The organism is Streptomyces sp. WY228, from assembly GCF_019287315.1.
GTDB lineage: Bacteria > Actinomycetota > Actinomycetes > Streptomycetales > Streptomycetaceae > Streptomyces > Streptomyces caviscabies.
This window is the reverse complement of the sequence record NZ_CP079114.1, coordinates 5,769,831-5,784,732: the sequence shown is the minus strand read 5'-3', so window position 1 is coordinate 5,784,732 and position 14,902 is coordinate 5,769,831. Positions and strand designations below refer to the sequence as shown.

The 14,902-nt window shown below is 69.1% G+C and carries 13 protein-coding genes and 1 riboswitch; of the genes, 8 read left to right on the top strand and 5 right to left on the bottom strand.

Annotated elements, in window-relative coordinates; all coding sequences use genetic code 11:
• The first annotated feature begins 59 nt into the window (after positions 1-59).
• Positions 60-767 (top strand): glucosamine-6-phosphate deaminase, encoded by a 708-nt coding sequence (locus KV381_RS25465; protein ID WP_218786408.1) that lies wholly within the window; start codon positions 60-62, stop codon positions 765-767.
• 229 nt (positions 768-996) lie between these two features.
• On the opposite strand, the gene KV381_RS25460 is transcribed toward KV381_RS25465, so the two are convergent.
• The 4 genes from KV381_RS25460 to KV381_RS25445 form a co-directional block, all read right to left on the bottom strand.
• Entirely contained in the window at positions 997-2,520 is a 1,524-nt protein-coding gene (locus KV381_RS25460) for a glycoside hydrolase family 3 protein (protein WP_193462521.1), read from the bottom strand.
• 9 nt (positions 2,521-2,529) lie between these two features.
• Complete coding sequence (locus KV381_RS25455) at positions 2,530-3,402, bottom strand: carbohydrate ABC transporter permease (RefSeq protein WP_030631234.1); 873 nt, start codon at positions 3,400-3,402, stop codon at positions 2,530-2,532.
• Complete coding sequence (locus KV381_RS25450) at positions 3,399-4,406, bottom strand: carbohydrate ABC transporter permease (protein WP_030087188.1); 1,008 nt, start codon at positions 4,404-4,406, stop codon at positions 3,399-3,401. The genes KV381_RS25455 and KV381_RS25450 overlap by 4 nt, the downstream gene beginning before the upstream one ends.
• Before the next feature lie 114 nt (positions 4,407-4,520).
• On the bottom strand, positions 4,521-5,819 hold the full coding sequence (locus KV381_RS25445) for a sugar ABC transporter substrate-binding protein (RefSeq protein WP_030087190.1): 1,299 nt from the start codon (positions 5,817-5,819) through the stop codon (positions 4,521-4,523).
• A gap of 279 nt (positions 5,820-6,098) precedes the next feature.
• On the opposite strand from KV381_RS25445, the gene KV381_RS25440 reads away from it, so the two are divergent.
• From KV381_RS25440 to KV381_RS25410, 7 genes are all read left to right on the top strand, one after another.
• On the top strand, positions 6,099-6,863 hold the full coding sequence (locus KV381_RS25440) for a GntR family transcriptional regulator (protein WP_007458216.1): 765 nt from the start codon (positions 6,099-6,101) through the stop codon (positions 6,861-6,863).
• 251 nt (positions 6,864-7,114) lie between these two features.
• Positions 7,115-9,340: a carbon starvation CstA family protein gene (locus tag KV381_RS25435; RefSeq protein ID WP_103538087.1), complete on the top strand. Its 2,226-nt coding sequence runs from the start codon at positions 7,115-7,117 to the stop codon at positions 9,338-9,340.
• Entirely contained in the window at positions 9,337-9,540 is a 204-nt protein-coding gene (locus tag KV381_RS25430; RefSeq protein ID WP_030087195.1) for a YbdD/YjiX family protein, read from the top strand. Before KV381_RS25435 ends, KV381_RS25430 begins: the two co-directional genes overlap by 4 nt.
• Positions 9,541-9,688: 148 nt before the next feature.
• On the top strand, positions 9,689-10,372 hold the full coding sequence (locus KV381_RS25425; protein ID WP_218786405.1) for a hypothetical protein: 684 nt from the start codon (positions 9,689-9,691) through the stop codon (positions 10,370-10,372).
• The gene (locus KV381_RS25420) at positions 10,372-10,881 is read left to right on the top strand and encodes a GNAT family N-acetyltransferase (RefSeq protein WP_030087197.1); all 510 of its coding nucleotides are present in this window, start codon (positions 10,372-10,374) and stop codon (positions 10,879-10,881) included. Before KV381_RS25425 ends, KV381_RS25420 begins: the two co-directional genes overlap by 1 nt.
• 47 nt (positions 10,882-10,928) lie before the next feature.
• Positions 10,929-11,069, top strand: a riboswitch (cobalamin riboswitch).
• A gap of 136 nt (positions 11,070-11,205) precedes the next feature.
• On the top strand, positions 11,206-13,662 hold the full coding sequence (locus KV381_RS25415; protein WP_030631245.1) for a ribonucleoside-diphosphate reductase subunit alpha: 2,457 nt from the start codon (positions 11,206-11,208) through the stop codon (positions 13,660-13,662).
• Complete coding sequence (locus KV381_RS25410; protein ID WP_018510062.1) at positions 13,662-14,681, top strand: ribonucleotide-diphosphate reductase subunit beta; 1,020 nt, start codon at positions 13,662-13,664, stop codon at positions 14,679-14,681. The genes KV381_RS25415 and KV381_RS25410 overlap by 1 nt, the downstream gene beginning before the upstream one ends.
• Here KV381_RS25410 and KV381_RS25405 read toward each other — a convergent pair.
• Positions 14,678-14,893: a hypothetical protein gene (locus tag KV381_RS25405; RefSeq protein ID WP_030087201.1), complete on the bottom strand. Its 216-nt coding sequence runs from the start codon at positions 14,891-14,893 to the stop codon at positions 14,678-14,680. The two genes, KV381_RS25410 and KV381_RS25405, sit on opposite strands and share 4 nt — an antisense overlap.
• Positions 14,894-14,902 lie beyond the last annotated feature (9 nt).

Here is a 14,902-nt window from a genome sequence, read left to right as displayed (position 1 = left end):
AATTGGGAACTTGATTGGTCTATACCACCGGCTCCCCTAGTCAGATCGGCAGGCACAGCGTGGAAGTTGTCATCGTCCCGGACGCCACGGCAGGCGGCGAACTGATCGCGGAGGCCATCGCCGCACTGCTCGGCCGCAAGCCCGACGCCCTGCTCGGCGTTGCCACCGGCTCGACCCCGCTGCCCATCTACCGCGCGCTGGCGGCCATGGTCGCCTCCGGGGCCGTCGACGCCTCGCGCGCCCGGATCTGCCAGCTCGACGAGTACGTCGGCCTGCCCGCCGATCGTGCGCCGTCGAGGGCTACGCTCGGCCGAGGACTCCAGGCGTACGACCGGGCGCTGGCGGAGGCGGGCGGTGTCGACCTCCAGCTCCTGGGCATCGGCACGGACGGGCACATCGGCTTCAACGAGCCCTGCTCCTCGCTCGCCTCGCGCACCCGGATCAAGACGCTGACGCAGCAGACCCGGGTCGACAACGCGCGCTTCTTCGACGACGACATCGAGCAGGTGCCGCACCACGTGATCACGCAGGGCATCGGGACGATCCTGGACTCCCGCCACCCGATCCTGCTGGCCACCGGCGAGGGCAAGGCGGAGGCCATCGCCCAGACGGTGGAGGGGCCGGTCGCCTCGATCGTGCCGGCCTCGGCGCTCCAGCTGCATCCGCACGCGACCGTGGTGGTGGACGAGGCGGCGGCGTCGAAGCTGAAGCTGGGGGATTACTTCCGGGCCACGTATGCGGCGAAGCCTCAGTGGCAGGGGCTGTAGGGCTCTCCCTCTTCCCTGTACGGCCGAGGGCCGGGACGCCTTGGTGGTGTCCCGGCCCTTTGCCGTGCGGTGGGGTGCTGAGCTGAATGGTGCGGCCCGTCCGGCGGGAGGCTTTGTCCTCAATCGCCGGACGGGCTTGATCAGTCGGCCCGAGCGTTCGTCCTCAGTCGCGGACGGGCGTGAATCAGTCGGCCCGGACGTTCGTCCTCAATCGCCGGACGGGCTTGAATCAGCTGCTCGTCAGCGCTTCCGCCGCCGCTGTGCCGCAGACCCGTGCCGCGCCGTGGGTGGCTATGTACAGCGCGCCCCTCGGGTCCGACTGGGGCAGGCCCATCTCGACCACGATCGTGTCCGGGCGGGCCGCCAGCAGGGCGTCGAGCGCCGCGCCCATCCAGGCGTGCCGGTGCTCGTCGCGGACCACGGCGACGATGCGCCGCTCCCCCGCCGCCGCCAGGATCGCGTCCGCGACGGCCGCGGTCTCCTCGGTGTAGGTGTCCGTGCCGGTGCCGGGCAGGATCCTGTCCAGCTCGGCGGCGATGCCCCACGGGGTCTCGTCGCCGACCGCGATGTTCGCCACCGCGCTGAACGAGGCGACGTACGCCGCCTCCGTCAGCCGGTCGCCGGAGCCGGTCACCCGGACCGCGCGGCGGGCGGCCACCAGGCCGATGTCGGAGCTGACACCGGTGCCGGGCGCGGTCCCCTCCTGCACTGCCGCGCCCGGCTCCGGGACATCCCCCCGGGCCCTCTGCGTCCAGGACGCGAGGGCTCGTACACGGGCGGCCGCGTCGGCGAGCCGCTCCTCGGTCAGTTCCCCGCTGCGCACGGCCGCGACGAGGGCGTCGCGCAGCCGCAGCACCGTCTCCTCGTCGGCCAGGCCGCCGCCCACACAGATGGCGTCGGCGCCCGCCGCGAGGGCGAGGACGGACCCGCGCTCGATGCCGTACGTACCGGCAATGGCGTCCATCTCCACGGCGTCGGTGACGATCAGGCCGTCGTAGCCCAGCTCCTGGCGCAGCAGACCGGTGAGGATCTGCGGGCTCAGGGTCGCCGGGCGGTCCGGGTCGAGTGCGGGAAGAAGGATATGCGCGCTCATCACCGATTTGGAACCCGCGGCGATGGCCGCCCGGAAGGGCACCAGCTCACGGGCGTGCAGGGTGTCGAGGTCCACATCGATGCGCGGCAGCGCGAGGTGCGAGTCGACCGCGGTGTCGCCGTGCCCGGGGAAGTGCTTGGTGCAGGCGGCGACGCCGGCGGCCTGGAGCCCCTCGATGTACGCGGCGGTGTGCCGGGCGGCCAGGCGGGTGTCGGCGCCGAAGGAGCGCACGCCGATGACCGGGTTGCCCGGGTTGGAGTTGACGTCGGCGGACGGCGCCCAGTTGAGGTTGACGCCGCACTCGGCGAGCCGGCGGCCGAGCTCCTGGGCGACGGCCCGGGTGAGGTGGACGTCGTCCACCGAGCCGAGGGCGAAGTTGCCGGGGAAGGAGGAGCCGTGCGTGACCTCCAGGCGGGTCACGTCGCCGCCCTCCTCGTCGATGGCGACGAGGACGTCGTCCCGCTCGGAGCGCAGCCGTCCGGTGAGGGCGGTGAGCTGCTCGGGCGAGGTGATGTTGCGCCCGAACAGACCGACGGAGGCGAGGCCTTCACCGACGCGGCGGAGCAGCCAGTCCGGTGCGGTGGTTCCGGTGAACCCGGGCTGGAGCACAGCGAGCGCGTCGCGCGTCACGGTGTCCGTGGTGGAAACGAGGGTGGTCATGAGCCCGCACTATCCCTTCACGGCGCCGGAAGTGAGGCCTGCGGCCATCTTCTTCTGAATGATCATGAAGAACACGACGACCGGGATGGCGATCATGGTCGATGCCGCCATGAGGGCGCCGTAGTCCGTTCCGCGCTCGGTCGTGAACGTCATCAGCCAGACGTTCAGCGTGTACTTGGAGTTGTCGTTGATCAGGATGTACGCGAAGAGGTACTCGTTCCACGCGTTCACCAGGGCGAAGATCGACGCGGCGGCGAGCCCGGGGGCGAGCAGCGGGAAGATCACCCGCCGGAAGGCCTGGAAGCGGGTGCAGCCGTCCACCATCGCGGACTCCTCCAGCTCCACCGGGATGTTCACGACGAAGCCGCGGATCATGATGGTGGCGAAGGGCAGCGTGGAGACCAGATAGACGACGATCAGGCCCCAGTACTCGTCGATCCCGCCCATGGCGTTGAGCTGGGCGTAGATCGGGATGAGCATCGCCGTGGGCGGCAGCATCTGGACCAGGATCATGATCAGGACCAGGGCCTTGCGGCCGAAGAACCGGAACCGGCCGATGGCCAGGGCCGCCAGGGTCGCGATGATCATGCCGCCGACCACCGCGGTGACCGCGACGATCAGGCTGGACTGGATGGCGGTGCCGAAGTTCGGCTGCTCGGTGGCCCGGACGAAGTTGTCGAAGGTGATCGACGTGGGCCACAGGGTCTGGTCGTAGCTGCGGATCTCCCGGTTGGGCCGCAGGGCGCTGATGACCAGCCAGTAGACCGGGAAGACCATGACCAGGGCGACGCCGAGGCCGATGAGGTCGAAGTGCAGCCGGCTCTTCTTGCGGTCGGGGCGCAGTACCTGCGGCTGGACCTGTGTCTGGGTCGAGCTGCTCATTCGACCTCTCCCGTCTTCATGAGCTGGCGCAGGTAGTACACGGCCACGCCGGACAGCAGCAGCACCGTGATCAGGGCGATCGCGGTGCCCTGGCTGAAGGAGGTGGACTCGAACGCCTTGGAGTAGGAGTAGAGGCCGAGGGTCTCGTACTCCGGCTCGGGCTTGTTGCCGCGCAGCAGCCAGATCTGGCCGAAGACGTTGAAGTCCCAGATCACCGAGAGGGTGGCGACCATGGTGAAGACCGGCTTGATGACCGGCCAGGTGACGAACTTGTAGATGCCGTAGGCGCTGGCGCCGTCGAGGGCGGCGGCCTCCTCCAGTTCCTGGGGAACCTGGGTGAGGGCGGCGTACAGGGTGACGACGACGAACGGGATGGCGCCCCAGACGACCAGCAGGGTGATGATGCCGAAGCCCTGGATCGGGTTGAGGTACCAGTTGTGTCCGAGCCAGTCCTCGCCGACGACCTTGGCGATCAGGGTGTTGATCAGGCCGTAGTCGGAGTCGGCCATGAAGCGGAAGATCGAGGCGGCCACCATCAGCGGCATCGACCAGGCGGCGATGAGGCAGGCGGTGAGCACGAGCCGGACCCAGGTGGTGAGCTTGCGCATCAGCAGGGCGACCAGCAGCCCGATCCCCATGGTCAGCGTCACGCAGATGGCCATGAAGACGACCGTGCGGAAGGTGACCCACCAGAACTCGGAGTCGCCGAGGATGTTGGTGAACTGCTCGAAGCCGACCCATGGCGCCGGTTCTCCGGACCACAGCTCACGCCGGCCCATGTCCTGGAAGGACATGATGACCGTCTTGCCGAGCGGGTAGAGGTAGACGGCGGCGATCGCCACGATCGCCGGGAGAATCAGGAAGTAGGGGAGCAGTTCCCCCTTCTTCCGCTTTCTCTTCTGCACCCGGGGCGCGTCGTCGTCGAAGGACGACTTCCCCGTCGCCTGCGGGTCGGGTGGTACGGGGACCGGCGGCCCGGCGGCCTTGGTATCAGCGGCAGACACGTGGCTGACCTTCCATCGCGGGTCCGGGGCGGGCCCCGGAATTCACGGCATTCACTTGCGGGAAAGGAGCGGGGGCCCGGCGTTGACGCCGGGCCCCGCCTGGCGATCGGAAGGTCAGGATTCCTTGTTGATCAGCGCGTTGATCTTGTCGTCGGCCTTCTTGGTGGCGTCGGCGACGGAGGAGCCCTTGACGATCTCCAGGAGCATGTTCTGGAGGATCTCCTCCTTCTCGATGGAGGCCCAGCCCGGCGCGATCGGCGTGAACCAGGCGTCCGGCACCGCGTTGGCGATGGCGGCGGTCTCCGGCTTGGCCTTCAGCGGCTCAAGCTGCTTCTCGTTGTTGGGGAGGATGTTCTTCGACGCGAGGACCTCCATGGACTTCGCGTTGGTGAAGAGGGAGATCCACTCCTCGCCGAGGTCCTGGACCTTGGACTTGGAGATCGTCGCGAGGTCCGAGCCGCCGATGAAGGACGGGAGGGCCTTGCCCTCGGGGCCGGGCATACCGGCCGTGGCGATCTTGCCCTCGAGCTTCGGGTTGCCGTTCTCGCCCGTGGTGACGCTGCCGGCCTCCCAGGCCTGGCCGTAGATGACCGCGGCCTTCTCGTTGGCCATGACGTTGGCGTGGTCCTGCTCGTCCTTCGTCACGTCGGCCTTGTTGTACTTCTTGACCAGGTCGACGAAGTGCTGGATGCCCTTCTGGGCCTCCGGGGTGGAGAGCGCGGCCTTCCACTCCTTGCCGCCCTCGTCGTACGTGGCTATCTGGCCACCGAAGGCGGCGACGTAGGACATCGCGGCGTACCAGTAGCGGCCCGGGAAGTAGAGGGAGGAGGCGCGCTTGTCCTTCTTGCCCAGCTCGGCGTCGACCTTGTCCATCGCGGCGAGGAACTCGTCCTCGGTCTGCGGGAGGGCGTCACTGCCGGTGCCGGCCTTCAGCATGTCCTTGTTGTACACGGCCAGACGGGCGCTCGCGTAGTAGGGGACGCAGTAGGTCTTGCCCTCGAAGGAGCACGTGTCCTTCAGACCCTTGATCCAGGTGTCCGAGTTCTCGTACTTCTTGGGGTCGATTTCTCCGAGCGCACCATTGAGGATGTACTGCATGGTCTCGGTATTGCCGAGTTCCACGACGTCCGGGAATTTGTCGCCACCGAGGGAGGTGTCCAGCTTCTTGACCTTGTCGGCCCACTGCTGGTACTGAACCTTGACCGTGACGCCCGGGTACTTCTTGTTGAACTCGGCGTTGACGTCCTTGACCAGCTCGGGCCAGGTGGACTGAGCCTCGCCCATGAGCCAGACGGTCAGGGTTTCCTTGCGGTCCTTCGGGTCGGCGGACGAATTCTTGTCATCCGAACCACACGCCGCGACCGAAACCAACATGCCCGCGACACCGATAGCCGCGATGAGCTTGCGCTTCACGTCAAACCCTCCTCAGGGATGCTGCAACCCCACCCACCGCGAAGACATTCGACGAGTTCTGCTGGGGCTGGACCTGGTCTTTAATGGTTTAGACCAGTACCGGGAGCTTGGCCTAGACCTTTAGGGGTGTCAAGGGTGTATAAGAAGTGCACTCGCGTCCGTTATAGGACCGACACCTAAGGGAGGGCGACGACCCGTGACCGGACCGTGCCACCATGTGAGCCGCGACAGACGGAGGAGCCGGTGACGGCAGCAACGCAGCAGTCGGGAAGGCGGGCCATGGGTGCCGACGGGGGCAGTACGGGGAGCGAGACCGGTGCCGGTACGCGCACGGCGCGCGTACCGAAGTACTACCGGCTCAAGCGCCATCTCCTCGACATGACCGACACCTTGCCGCCCGGCACCCCGGTGCCGCCCGAACGCACCCTGGCGGCCGAATTCGACACCTCGCGCACCACCGTGCGCCAGGCGCTCCAGGAGCTGGTCGTCGAGGGCCGCCTCGAACGCATCCAGGGCAAGGGCACCTTCGTCGCCAAGCCGAAGGTCTCCCAGGCCCTCCAGCTCACCTCGTACACCGAGGACATGCGCGCCCAGGGACTGGAGCCGACGTCCCAACTGCTGGACATCGGCTATGTCACGGCGGACGACACGCTCGCCGGCCTGCTGGACATCTCGACGGGCGGCCGGGTGCTGCGCATCGAGCGGCTCCGGCTCGCCAGCGGGGAGCCGATGGCGATCGAGACCACCCACCTTTCGGCCAAACGCTTCCCGGCGCTGCGCCGTTCGCTGGTGAAGTACACCTCGCTCTACACCGCGCTCGCCGAGGTGTACGACGTCCGCCTCGCCGAGGCGGAGGAGACCATCGAGACCTCGCTCGCCACCCCGCGCGAGGCCGGCCTGCTGGGCACCGACGTGGGCCTGCCGATGCTCATGCTGTCCCGTCATTCCGTGGACGGACAGGGCGAACCGGTGGAGTGGGTGCGCTCGGTCTACCGGGGCGACCGCTACAAGTTCGTGGCCCGTCTCAAGCGTCCGACGGACTGAGAACCAGCAGCGCGCGAACAGGCGGTGGCCCGGGGATCCCCTTCCCCGGGCCACCGCCTGTTTTCGGTCATCCCGAGGGAAGCGGGCATCGCGTGAACCGATCCCCTCTCCCGCCCGTGTCATGACTGCGGAGCTTCGGTGGAGACATCGGCGAAACACGACCGGTATGCGGACAGGGGTTCCGGAGAGCGGCCGCACCACCTAGATTTCGCGCACGTTACGACAGTGATCGCGCGAGGGGACGGATCGATATGCCGGAAACGCCCACATCAGCACCACCGGTTCCACCCGCACCCGGACGGCGGGCACCGACCCCGAAGTCCATAGTCGTCTGGAGCCTGGTGGCCCTGGCCGGCGCCATCGGCTGGGCCACCCTCGCGCTCTCGCGGGGTGAAGAGGTCTCCGCCGCCTGGATGCTGGCCGCGGCCCTCGGCTCGTACGCCATCGCGTACCGCTTCTACTCCCGGTTCATCGCCAACCGGGTCCTGAAGGTCGACAAGAACCGCGCGACCCCGGCCGAACGGCTGGACAACGGCGTCGACTTCCATCCCACCGACCGCCGGGTCCTGTTCGGCCACCACTTCGCCGCCATCGCGGGCGCGGGCCCGCTGGTCGGTCCGGTGCTGGCCGCGCAGATGGGCTATCTTCCGGGCACGATCTGGCTCGTCGTCGGCGTCATCTTCGCCGGCGCCGTCCAGGACATGGTGACGCTCTTCTTCTCGACCCGCCGCAACGGCCGTTCGCTCGGCCAGATGGCGCGCGACGAGATAGGGCCGGTCGGCGGGATCGCCGCCCTGGTCGCGGTCTTCATCATCATGATCATCCTGCTCGCGGTCCTCGCGCTGGTCATCGTGAACGCGCTCGCCCACTCACCGTGGGGCGTCTTCTCCATCGGCATGACCATCCCGATCGCCCTCTTCATGGGCGTCTACCTGCGCACCCTGCGGCCCGGCAAGGTCAGCGAGGTCTCCTTCATCGGCGTCGCGCTGCTGCTCCTCGCGATCGTCTCGGGCGGCTGGGTCGCCGAGTCGTCGTGGGCGGACTTCTTCACGCTGGAGCCGGGCACGCTGGTCATCTGGATGATCGTGTACGGGTTCCTCGCCTCCGTACTCCCGGTGTGGCTGCTGCTGGCCCCGCGCGACTACCTCTCCACCTTCATGAAGGTCGGCACGATCGGGCTGCTGGCCCTGGGCGTGGTCGTCGCCCTGCCGACCCTGAAGATGCCCGCGGTCACCGACTTCGCCTCCAGCGGCTCGGGCCCGGTCTTCGCCGGCTCGATGTTCCCGTTCGTCTTCATCACCATCGCCTGCGGCGCGCTCTCCGGCTTCCACGCCCTGGTCTCCTCCGGCACCACGCCGAAGATGGTCCAGAAGGAGACGCAGATCCGGATGGTCGGCTACGGCGCCATGCTGGTCGAGTCGTTCGTGGCGATCATGGCGATGATCGCCGCCTGCATCATCGACCCCGGCCTCTACTTCGCCATCAACGCACCCGTCGGCGTGATCGGCGACAGCGTCCAGTCCGCCTCCCAGGCCGTGGCCAACTTCGGCTTCACCATCACGCCGGACGCCCTGGCCCAGGCCGCCAAGGACGTCGAGGAGGCGAGCCTGCTCTCCCGGACCGGTGGCGCGCCCACGTTCGCGCTCGGCATGTCGGAGATCTTCTCCGCGGTGGTCGGCGGGACCGCGATGAAGGCGTTCTGGTACCACTTCGCCATCATGTTCGAGGCGCTCTTCATCCTCACCACCGTGGACGCCGGCACCCGGGTCGGGCGCTTCATGCTCCAGGACATGCTGGGCAACGTCTACAAGCCGTTCCGCGAGGTCAGCTGGAAGCCGGGCGTCTGGTTCGCCAGCGCCGTCGTCGTCGGCGGCTGGGGCTACTTCCTCTGGGTCGGTGTGCACGACCCGCTGGGCGGCATCAACCAGCTCTTCCCGCTCTTCGGCATCGCCAACCAGTTGCTGGCAGCCGTCGCGCTGGCCGTCTGCACCACCCTGCTCGTCAAGTCCGGCCGTCTGAAGTGGGCGTGGGTGACCGCGGTCCCGCTGGCCTGGGACGTGGCGGTCACGCTCACCGCGAGCTGGCAGAAGATCTTCTCCGAGGACGTGAAGGTCGGCTTCTTCGCCCAGCGCGACAAGTACCAGGCGGGCATCGACGCGGGCGAGGTACTGGCGCCCGCGAAGAGCATGGACGACATGCGGACCGTCGTCACCAACTCCACCGTCGACGGGGTGCTGAGCGCGCTCTTCGCGCTCCTCATCATCGTGGTGCTCGTGGACGCCGGACGGGTCTGCTACCGGGCCATCCGCGACCCGGAGAGCGTGAAGCTCCACGAGGCGCCGTACGTCGAGTCCAAGCTCGTCGCCCCGGCCTCGATCTTCGCGACCCCGGAGGAGAAGGCCGAACTGGCCGCCGCCGGAGTCGGCCCCGAGGGCGGCCTGCGCAAGGAGGCCGCGGGAACGGGGAGTCCGACATGACCGTCGCGGACGTCCGGCGGGTGGCGGGACGGATCCGCTGGTACGTCCGTGAGCTGACCGGCGAGTCCACGTACGACCGCTACGTGGCGCACGCGAGAAGCCACGATCCGGACGCGCCGGTGATGACCCGCCGCGCGTTCGAGCGCAGCCGCACGGACGCCCGCGAGGCCGATCCGCGCGAGGGCTTCCGCTGCTGCTGAGCACCACCGGCCGGTCGGCGGGCCCTGGATCCCGGGCCGTCGCCCGCTCCCTCGATGGAGCGGACGACGGCCCGGAGGTCTGTCCGCCGTCCGTCCACCGTTCGATTTCCCGGTGCACGGATCCCTCACCGTACGAAAAGATGCGCCCATGACATCGCGCTCCCGTTCGCCCCGGCTCCGGCCTCTCCTCCTGACCCTGCCGCTGACGCTGGCACTGGCCCTGGCGACGACCGGCTGCGGCACCGAGCCGCCGCCCGACACGATGGCGGCGGGCCGGAGTTCCTCGGACGGCCCGGCGCCGGACCGGGCGGAGCTGGAGGCGCGGGCGAGCGCCGCGCAGCTCGTCACGGAGCACGTGTGGGTGACCGAGGCCGCGGGCTACGCCCTGGCGCGCCAGTCGGTCGGGGTGCTCGGCGACGACGGGTTCAGCAGCTCCTACACCGCGCCGGACGGCGGAACGCTCCGGCTGTCGGTGGAGCGCCGCCCGCACGCCGAAGCCGACTGTACGGAGGGCTCCGCGGCCGCAAGCGGTCAGGAGCCCCTGGTGACGTGCGAGCGGGACGGCGAACAGTGGTACCGGGCCACGGAGTCGGGCCATGCGTACGCCTGGGAGCAGGGCGAACTCGTGGTCACGGTGAGCGGGCCGCGCGACAAGCCGGACCGGGCGACGCTGCGTTCGGCGGCGCTGGCCGCCCACCGCGCCGACGACCGGGAACTGGACCGGGTGCTGCCGCCGGCCGGGGAGGCCGCAGGACAGCAGCCGGTCGAACGCGGCGATCTGCCGCCGGTGGGCGACGGCGCGCCGAACAACGATGTGGGAGCGAGTGGCTGATGGATCTGACGATCAGAGTGGCGGAACCCGCCGAGTACGCCGTGCTCGGCGGGATCATCGCCGAGGCGTATCTCGGCGACGATCTGCTGGACGGCCCGCAGGACCCGTATCTGCTCAAGCTGCGGGCGGTGGAACAGCGGGCGGCCGAGGCGGAGGTGTTGGTCGCGCTCGACGCGGACGGGACGGTGCTCGGCGGTGTGACGTATGCCGCTCCCGGCACGCCGTGGCGCGACATCGCCGGTCCGGACGAGGCCGAATTCCGGATGCTGGCCGTGGCCCGCGCGGGGCGCGGACGGGGCGTGGGTGAGGCTCTCGTGCGGGCGTGCATCGAGCGGGCCCGGTCCGCCGACGGGGTCCGGGCGCTGGTGCTGTCGACGCAGCCGGGCATGCTCTCGGCCCATAGGATCTACCGTCGGCTCGGCTTTCTGCGGACCCCTGAACGGGACTGGGAGCCGGTGCCGGGCCTGCGGCTCATGACCTTCCGGCTGTGGCTGGAGGCGACGTCCTGAGGGGCTCATGAAATCGATGCGACACAACATGTGGGGGCCGCAGCATCTGGCGGCCCCCACATGTATGCTCGACCTCGCTGTCGTCGCAGGGGAATCCGGTGCGAATCCGGAACTGTCCCGCAACGGTGTGATCAGTGTGTATTTGCACACCTGAAGTCCGATGACCTGCCGACAGCGCGTCCGGATCGACCGAACCGGACGCCAGACGTCCGGGCCTCGCGGATAGGCCGGTGGACGCCGTCAGTTGTGCTGCCCCGCCCCGGGCTTCGCGCTGCCCGGCTTCCCCGCCTGCCGCAGGCCCCCTGCCGAGCGAGGGAAAGCCCAGTGACCATCGCGCCCGCCGATCCGGTTTCAGCCACCGAATCCGCCGAGTCCACCACGGCCGGGAACGCCCCGAACGACGGACCCGGGACCGCTTTGCTGCGGACCCTGACCGACCTCACCGTCGATCTGCCCGACACCGACCCCGGCCGGGTCGCCGCCGCCGCGCTGCGCGGGCGCAACGCCCGTTCCGACGAGGCCGAGTTGCGCTCGCTGGCCACCGAGGCCGCCGCGGGGCTGATCTCCGAGGACCCGGCGTACTCCCGGCTGGCCGCCCGGCTGCTGACCCGCACGATCGCGGACGAGGCCGCGGGACAGGGCGCGACGTCCTTCTCCGCCTCGGTCGCCGTCGGGCACCGCGAGGGCCTGATCGCCGACCGCACCGCCGCTTTCGTGGCGCTGCACGCGGCCGCGCTCGACCAGCTCGTCGAGCAGGCCCTGGCGGACGGCGCCGACGACCGCTTCGGCTACTTCGGCCTGCGGACGCTGCACAGCCGTTACCTCCTGCGCCACCCGATCACCCGCCAGGTCATCGAGACCCCGCAGCACTTCATGCTGCGCGTGGCCGCGGGCCTCGCCGAGGACGAGTCGGTGCGGGCGCTGGACGAGGTCGCCGCGCTCTACGGGCTGATGAGCAAGCTGGACTACCTCCCCTCCTCCCCCACCCTCTTCAACTCCGGCACCCGGCACCCGCAGATGTCCTCCTGCTATCTGCTGGACTCGCCGAAGGACGAGCTGGACTCGATCTACGATCGCTACCACCAGGTGGCGCGGCTCTCCAAGCACGCGGGCGGCATCGGTCTGTCGTACTCCCGCATCCGTGCCCGGGGTTCGCTGATCCGGGGCACCAACGGGCACTCCAACGGCATCGTGCCGTTCCTCAAGACGCTGGACGCCTCCGTCGCGGCGGTGAACCAGGGTGGCCGGCGCAAGGGCGCGGCGGCGGTCTACCTGGAGACCTGGCACGCGGACATCGAGGAGTTCCTGGAGCTCCGCGACAACACCGGCGAGGACCAGCGGCGTACGCACAACCTGAACCTGGCGCACTGGATCCCGGACGAGTTCATGCGCCGGGTCGACGCGGACACCGAGTGGTCGCTGTTCTCCCCTGCGGACGTGCCCGAGCTGGTCGACCTGTGGGGCGACGCGTTCGACGCGGCCTACCGCGCGGCCGAGGCCAAGGGTCTGGCCCGCAGGACGATTCCGGCGCGTGAGCTGTACGGCCGGATGATGCGGACCCTCGCGCAGACCGGTCAGGGCTGGATGACGTTCAAGGACGCCTCCAACCGGACCGCGAACCAGACCGCCGAGCCGGGCCGGGTCGTGCACTCCTCGAACCTGTGCACGGAGATCCTGGAGGTCACCGACGACGGCGAGACGGCCGTCTGCAACCTGGGCTCGGTCAACCTCGGCGCGTTCGTCGCGAACGGCTCGATCGACTGGGAGCGCCTGGACGCCACCGTGCGTACGGCGGTGACCTTCCTGGACCGGGTCGTCGACATCAACTTCTACCCGACCGAGCAGGCCGGGAACTCCAACTCCCGCTGGCGGCCGGTCGGCCTGGGTGCGATGGGCCTCCAGGACGTCTTCTTCCAGCTGCGCCTGCCGTTCGACTCGCCCGAGGCCCGCGCGCTCTCCACGAAGATCTCCGAGCGCATCATGCTGGCCGCGTACGAGGCCTCCTGCGACCTCGCCGAGCGCCCCCAAGAGCCTCCGACAGGCTCCGGTTCAGGGGGGACCCCCCGGGGCCCGCTGCCGGCCTGGTCCGAGACGCGTGCCGCGCGCGGTGTGCTGCACCCGGACCACTACGACACCGAGCTGAACTGGCCGGAGCGCTGGGACGCCCTGCGCGCCCGGGTCGCGAAGACCGGTATGCGCAACTCGCTGCTGCTCGCCATCGCGCCGACCGCGACGATCGCCTCGATCGCCGGGGTGTACGAGTGCATCGAGCCGCAGGTCTCCAACCTGTTCAAGCGCGAGACGCTCAGCGGTGAGTTCCTCCAGGTCAACGCCTACCTGGTGGACGAGCTGAAGAAGCTCGGCGTGTGGGACGCCCGCACCCGTGAGGCGCTGCGCGAGGCCAGCGGCTCCGTGCAGGGCTTCGCGTGGATCCCCGAGGACGTGCGGGCGCTGTACCGCACGGCGTGGGAGATCCCGCAGCGCGGTCTGATCGACATGGCGGCGGCCCGTACGCCGTTCCTCGACCAGAGCCAGTCGCTCAACCTGTTCCTGGAGACGCCGACGATCGGCAAGCTCTCCTCGATGTACGCGTACGCCTGGAAGCAGGGGCTGAAGACGACGTACTACCTGCGTTCGCGCCCGGCGACCCGGATCGCCCGTGCCGCGTCCGGCCAGGCGGCGGCCGCCGCCCCCATTCCCGTACAGCAGGCTTCGGCTCCCGACGCGGACGCCATCGCCTGCTCTCTCGAAAACCCCGAGTCCTGCGAGGCCTGCCAGTAATGAGCACCACCAACGAAGAGAAGAACCTGCTCGACCCGGGATTCGAGCTGACCCTGCGTCCCATGCGCTACCCGGACTTCTACGAGCGCTACCGGGACGCGATCAAGAACACCTGGACCGTCGAGGAGGTCGACCTCCACTCGGACGTCGCCGACCTCGCGAAGCTGTCGCCGGGTGAGCAGCACATGATCGGCCGGCTGGTGGCGTTCTTCGCGACCGGTGACTCGATCGTCTCGAACAACCTCGTGCTGACGCTGTACAAGCACATCAACTCTCCCGAGGCGCGGCTGTATCTGTCGCGGCAGCTCTTCGAGGAGGCCGTGCACGTCCAGTTCTATCTGACGCTGCTGGACACCTATCTGCCCGACCCGGACGACCGGGCGGCGGCGTTCGACGCGGTCGAGGAGATCCCCTCGATCCGGGAGAAGGCCCAGTTCTGCTTCAAGTGGATGGACTCGGTCGAGAAGATCGACCGGCTGGAGACGAAGGCCGACCGCCGTCGCTTCCTGCTGAACCTGATCTGCTTCGCGGCGTGCATCGAGGGGCTGTTCTTCTACGGCGCGTTCGCGTACGTGTACTGGTTCCGCTCGCGCGGTCTGCTGCACGGTCTCGCCACGGGCACCAACTGGGTGTTCCGTGACGAGACGATGCACATGAACTTCGCGTTCGAGGTCGTGGACACCGTCCGCAAGGAGGAGCCGGAGCTCTTCGACGACGCGCTCCAGCAGCAGGTCACCGACATGCTGAAGGAAGCGGTCGAGGCGGAGCTGCAGTTCGGCCGCGACCTGTGCGGCGAGGGCCTGCCGGGCATGAACACCGAGTCGATGCGCCAGTACCTGGAGTGCGTAGCCGACCAGCGGCTCGCCCGCCTCGGCTTCCCGACGGTGTACGGCTCGGAGAACCCGTTCTCCTTCATGGAGCTCCAGGGCGTCCAGGAGCTGACGAACTTCTTCGAGCGCCGCCCGTCCGCCTACCAGGTGGCGGTCGAGGGCTCGGTCGGGTTCGACGACGACTTCTAGACCCTGACCCAGATCCTCGGGTGAGGGCGCCGCGTGGCCGTGACAGGCCGCGCGGCGCTTTTCGTTTCCGGGGGTCCGGCCGCCCGCCGGCCGCGTTCCGCCTCGCGCAGCTGGCGGTCGATCCGGCGTTCGCGGGCGGAGCCGAGGGCGACGGGCGCGAGGACGAGGGCGAAAAGTGCCGCTACGACCAGGTAGTTCAGGAATGTGTTCATGCCTCTACT

Bases quoted from the DNA above. Each gene is read 5' to 3' on its own strand.
- KV381_RS25405 (WP_030087201.1), bottom strand. From the start codon at position 14,893: ATGAACACATTCCTGAACTACCTGGTCGTAGCGGCACTTTTCGCCCTC.
- KV381_RS25420 (WP_030087197.1), top strand. From the start codon at position 10,372: ATGGATCTGACGATCAGAGTGGCGGAACCCGCCGAGTACGCCGTGCTC.
- KV381_RS25430 (WP_030087195.1), top strand. From the start codon at position 9,337: ATGACCGTCGCGGACGTCCGGCGGGTGGCGGGACGGATCCGCTGGTAC.
- KV381_RS25460 (WP_193462521.1), bottom strand. From the start codon at position 2,520: ATGACCACCCTCGTTTCCACCACGGACACCGTGACGCGCGACGCGCTC.
- KV381_RS25425 (WP_218786405.1), top strand. From the start codon at position 9,689: ATGACATCGCGCTCCCGTTCGCCCCGGCTCCGGCCTCTCCTCCTGACC.
- KV381_RS25455 (WP_030631234.1), bottom strand. From the start codon at position 3,402: ATGAGCAGCTCGACCCAGACACAGGTCCAGCCGCAGGTACTGCGCCCC.
- KV381_RS25435 (WP_103538087.1), top strand. From the start codon at position 7,115: ATGCCGGAAACGCCCACATCAGCACCACCGGTTCCACCCGCACCCGGA.
- KV381_RS25410 (WP_018510062.1), top strand. From the start codon at position 13,662: ATGAGCACCACCAACGAAGAGAAGAACCTGCTCGACCCGGGATTCGAG.
- KV381_RS25440 (WP_007458216.1), top strand. From the start codon at position 6,099: ATGGGTGCCGACGGGGGCAGTACGGGGAGCGAGACCGGTGCCGGTACG.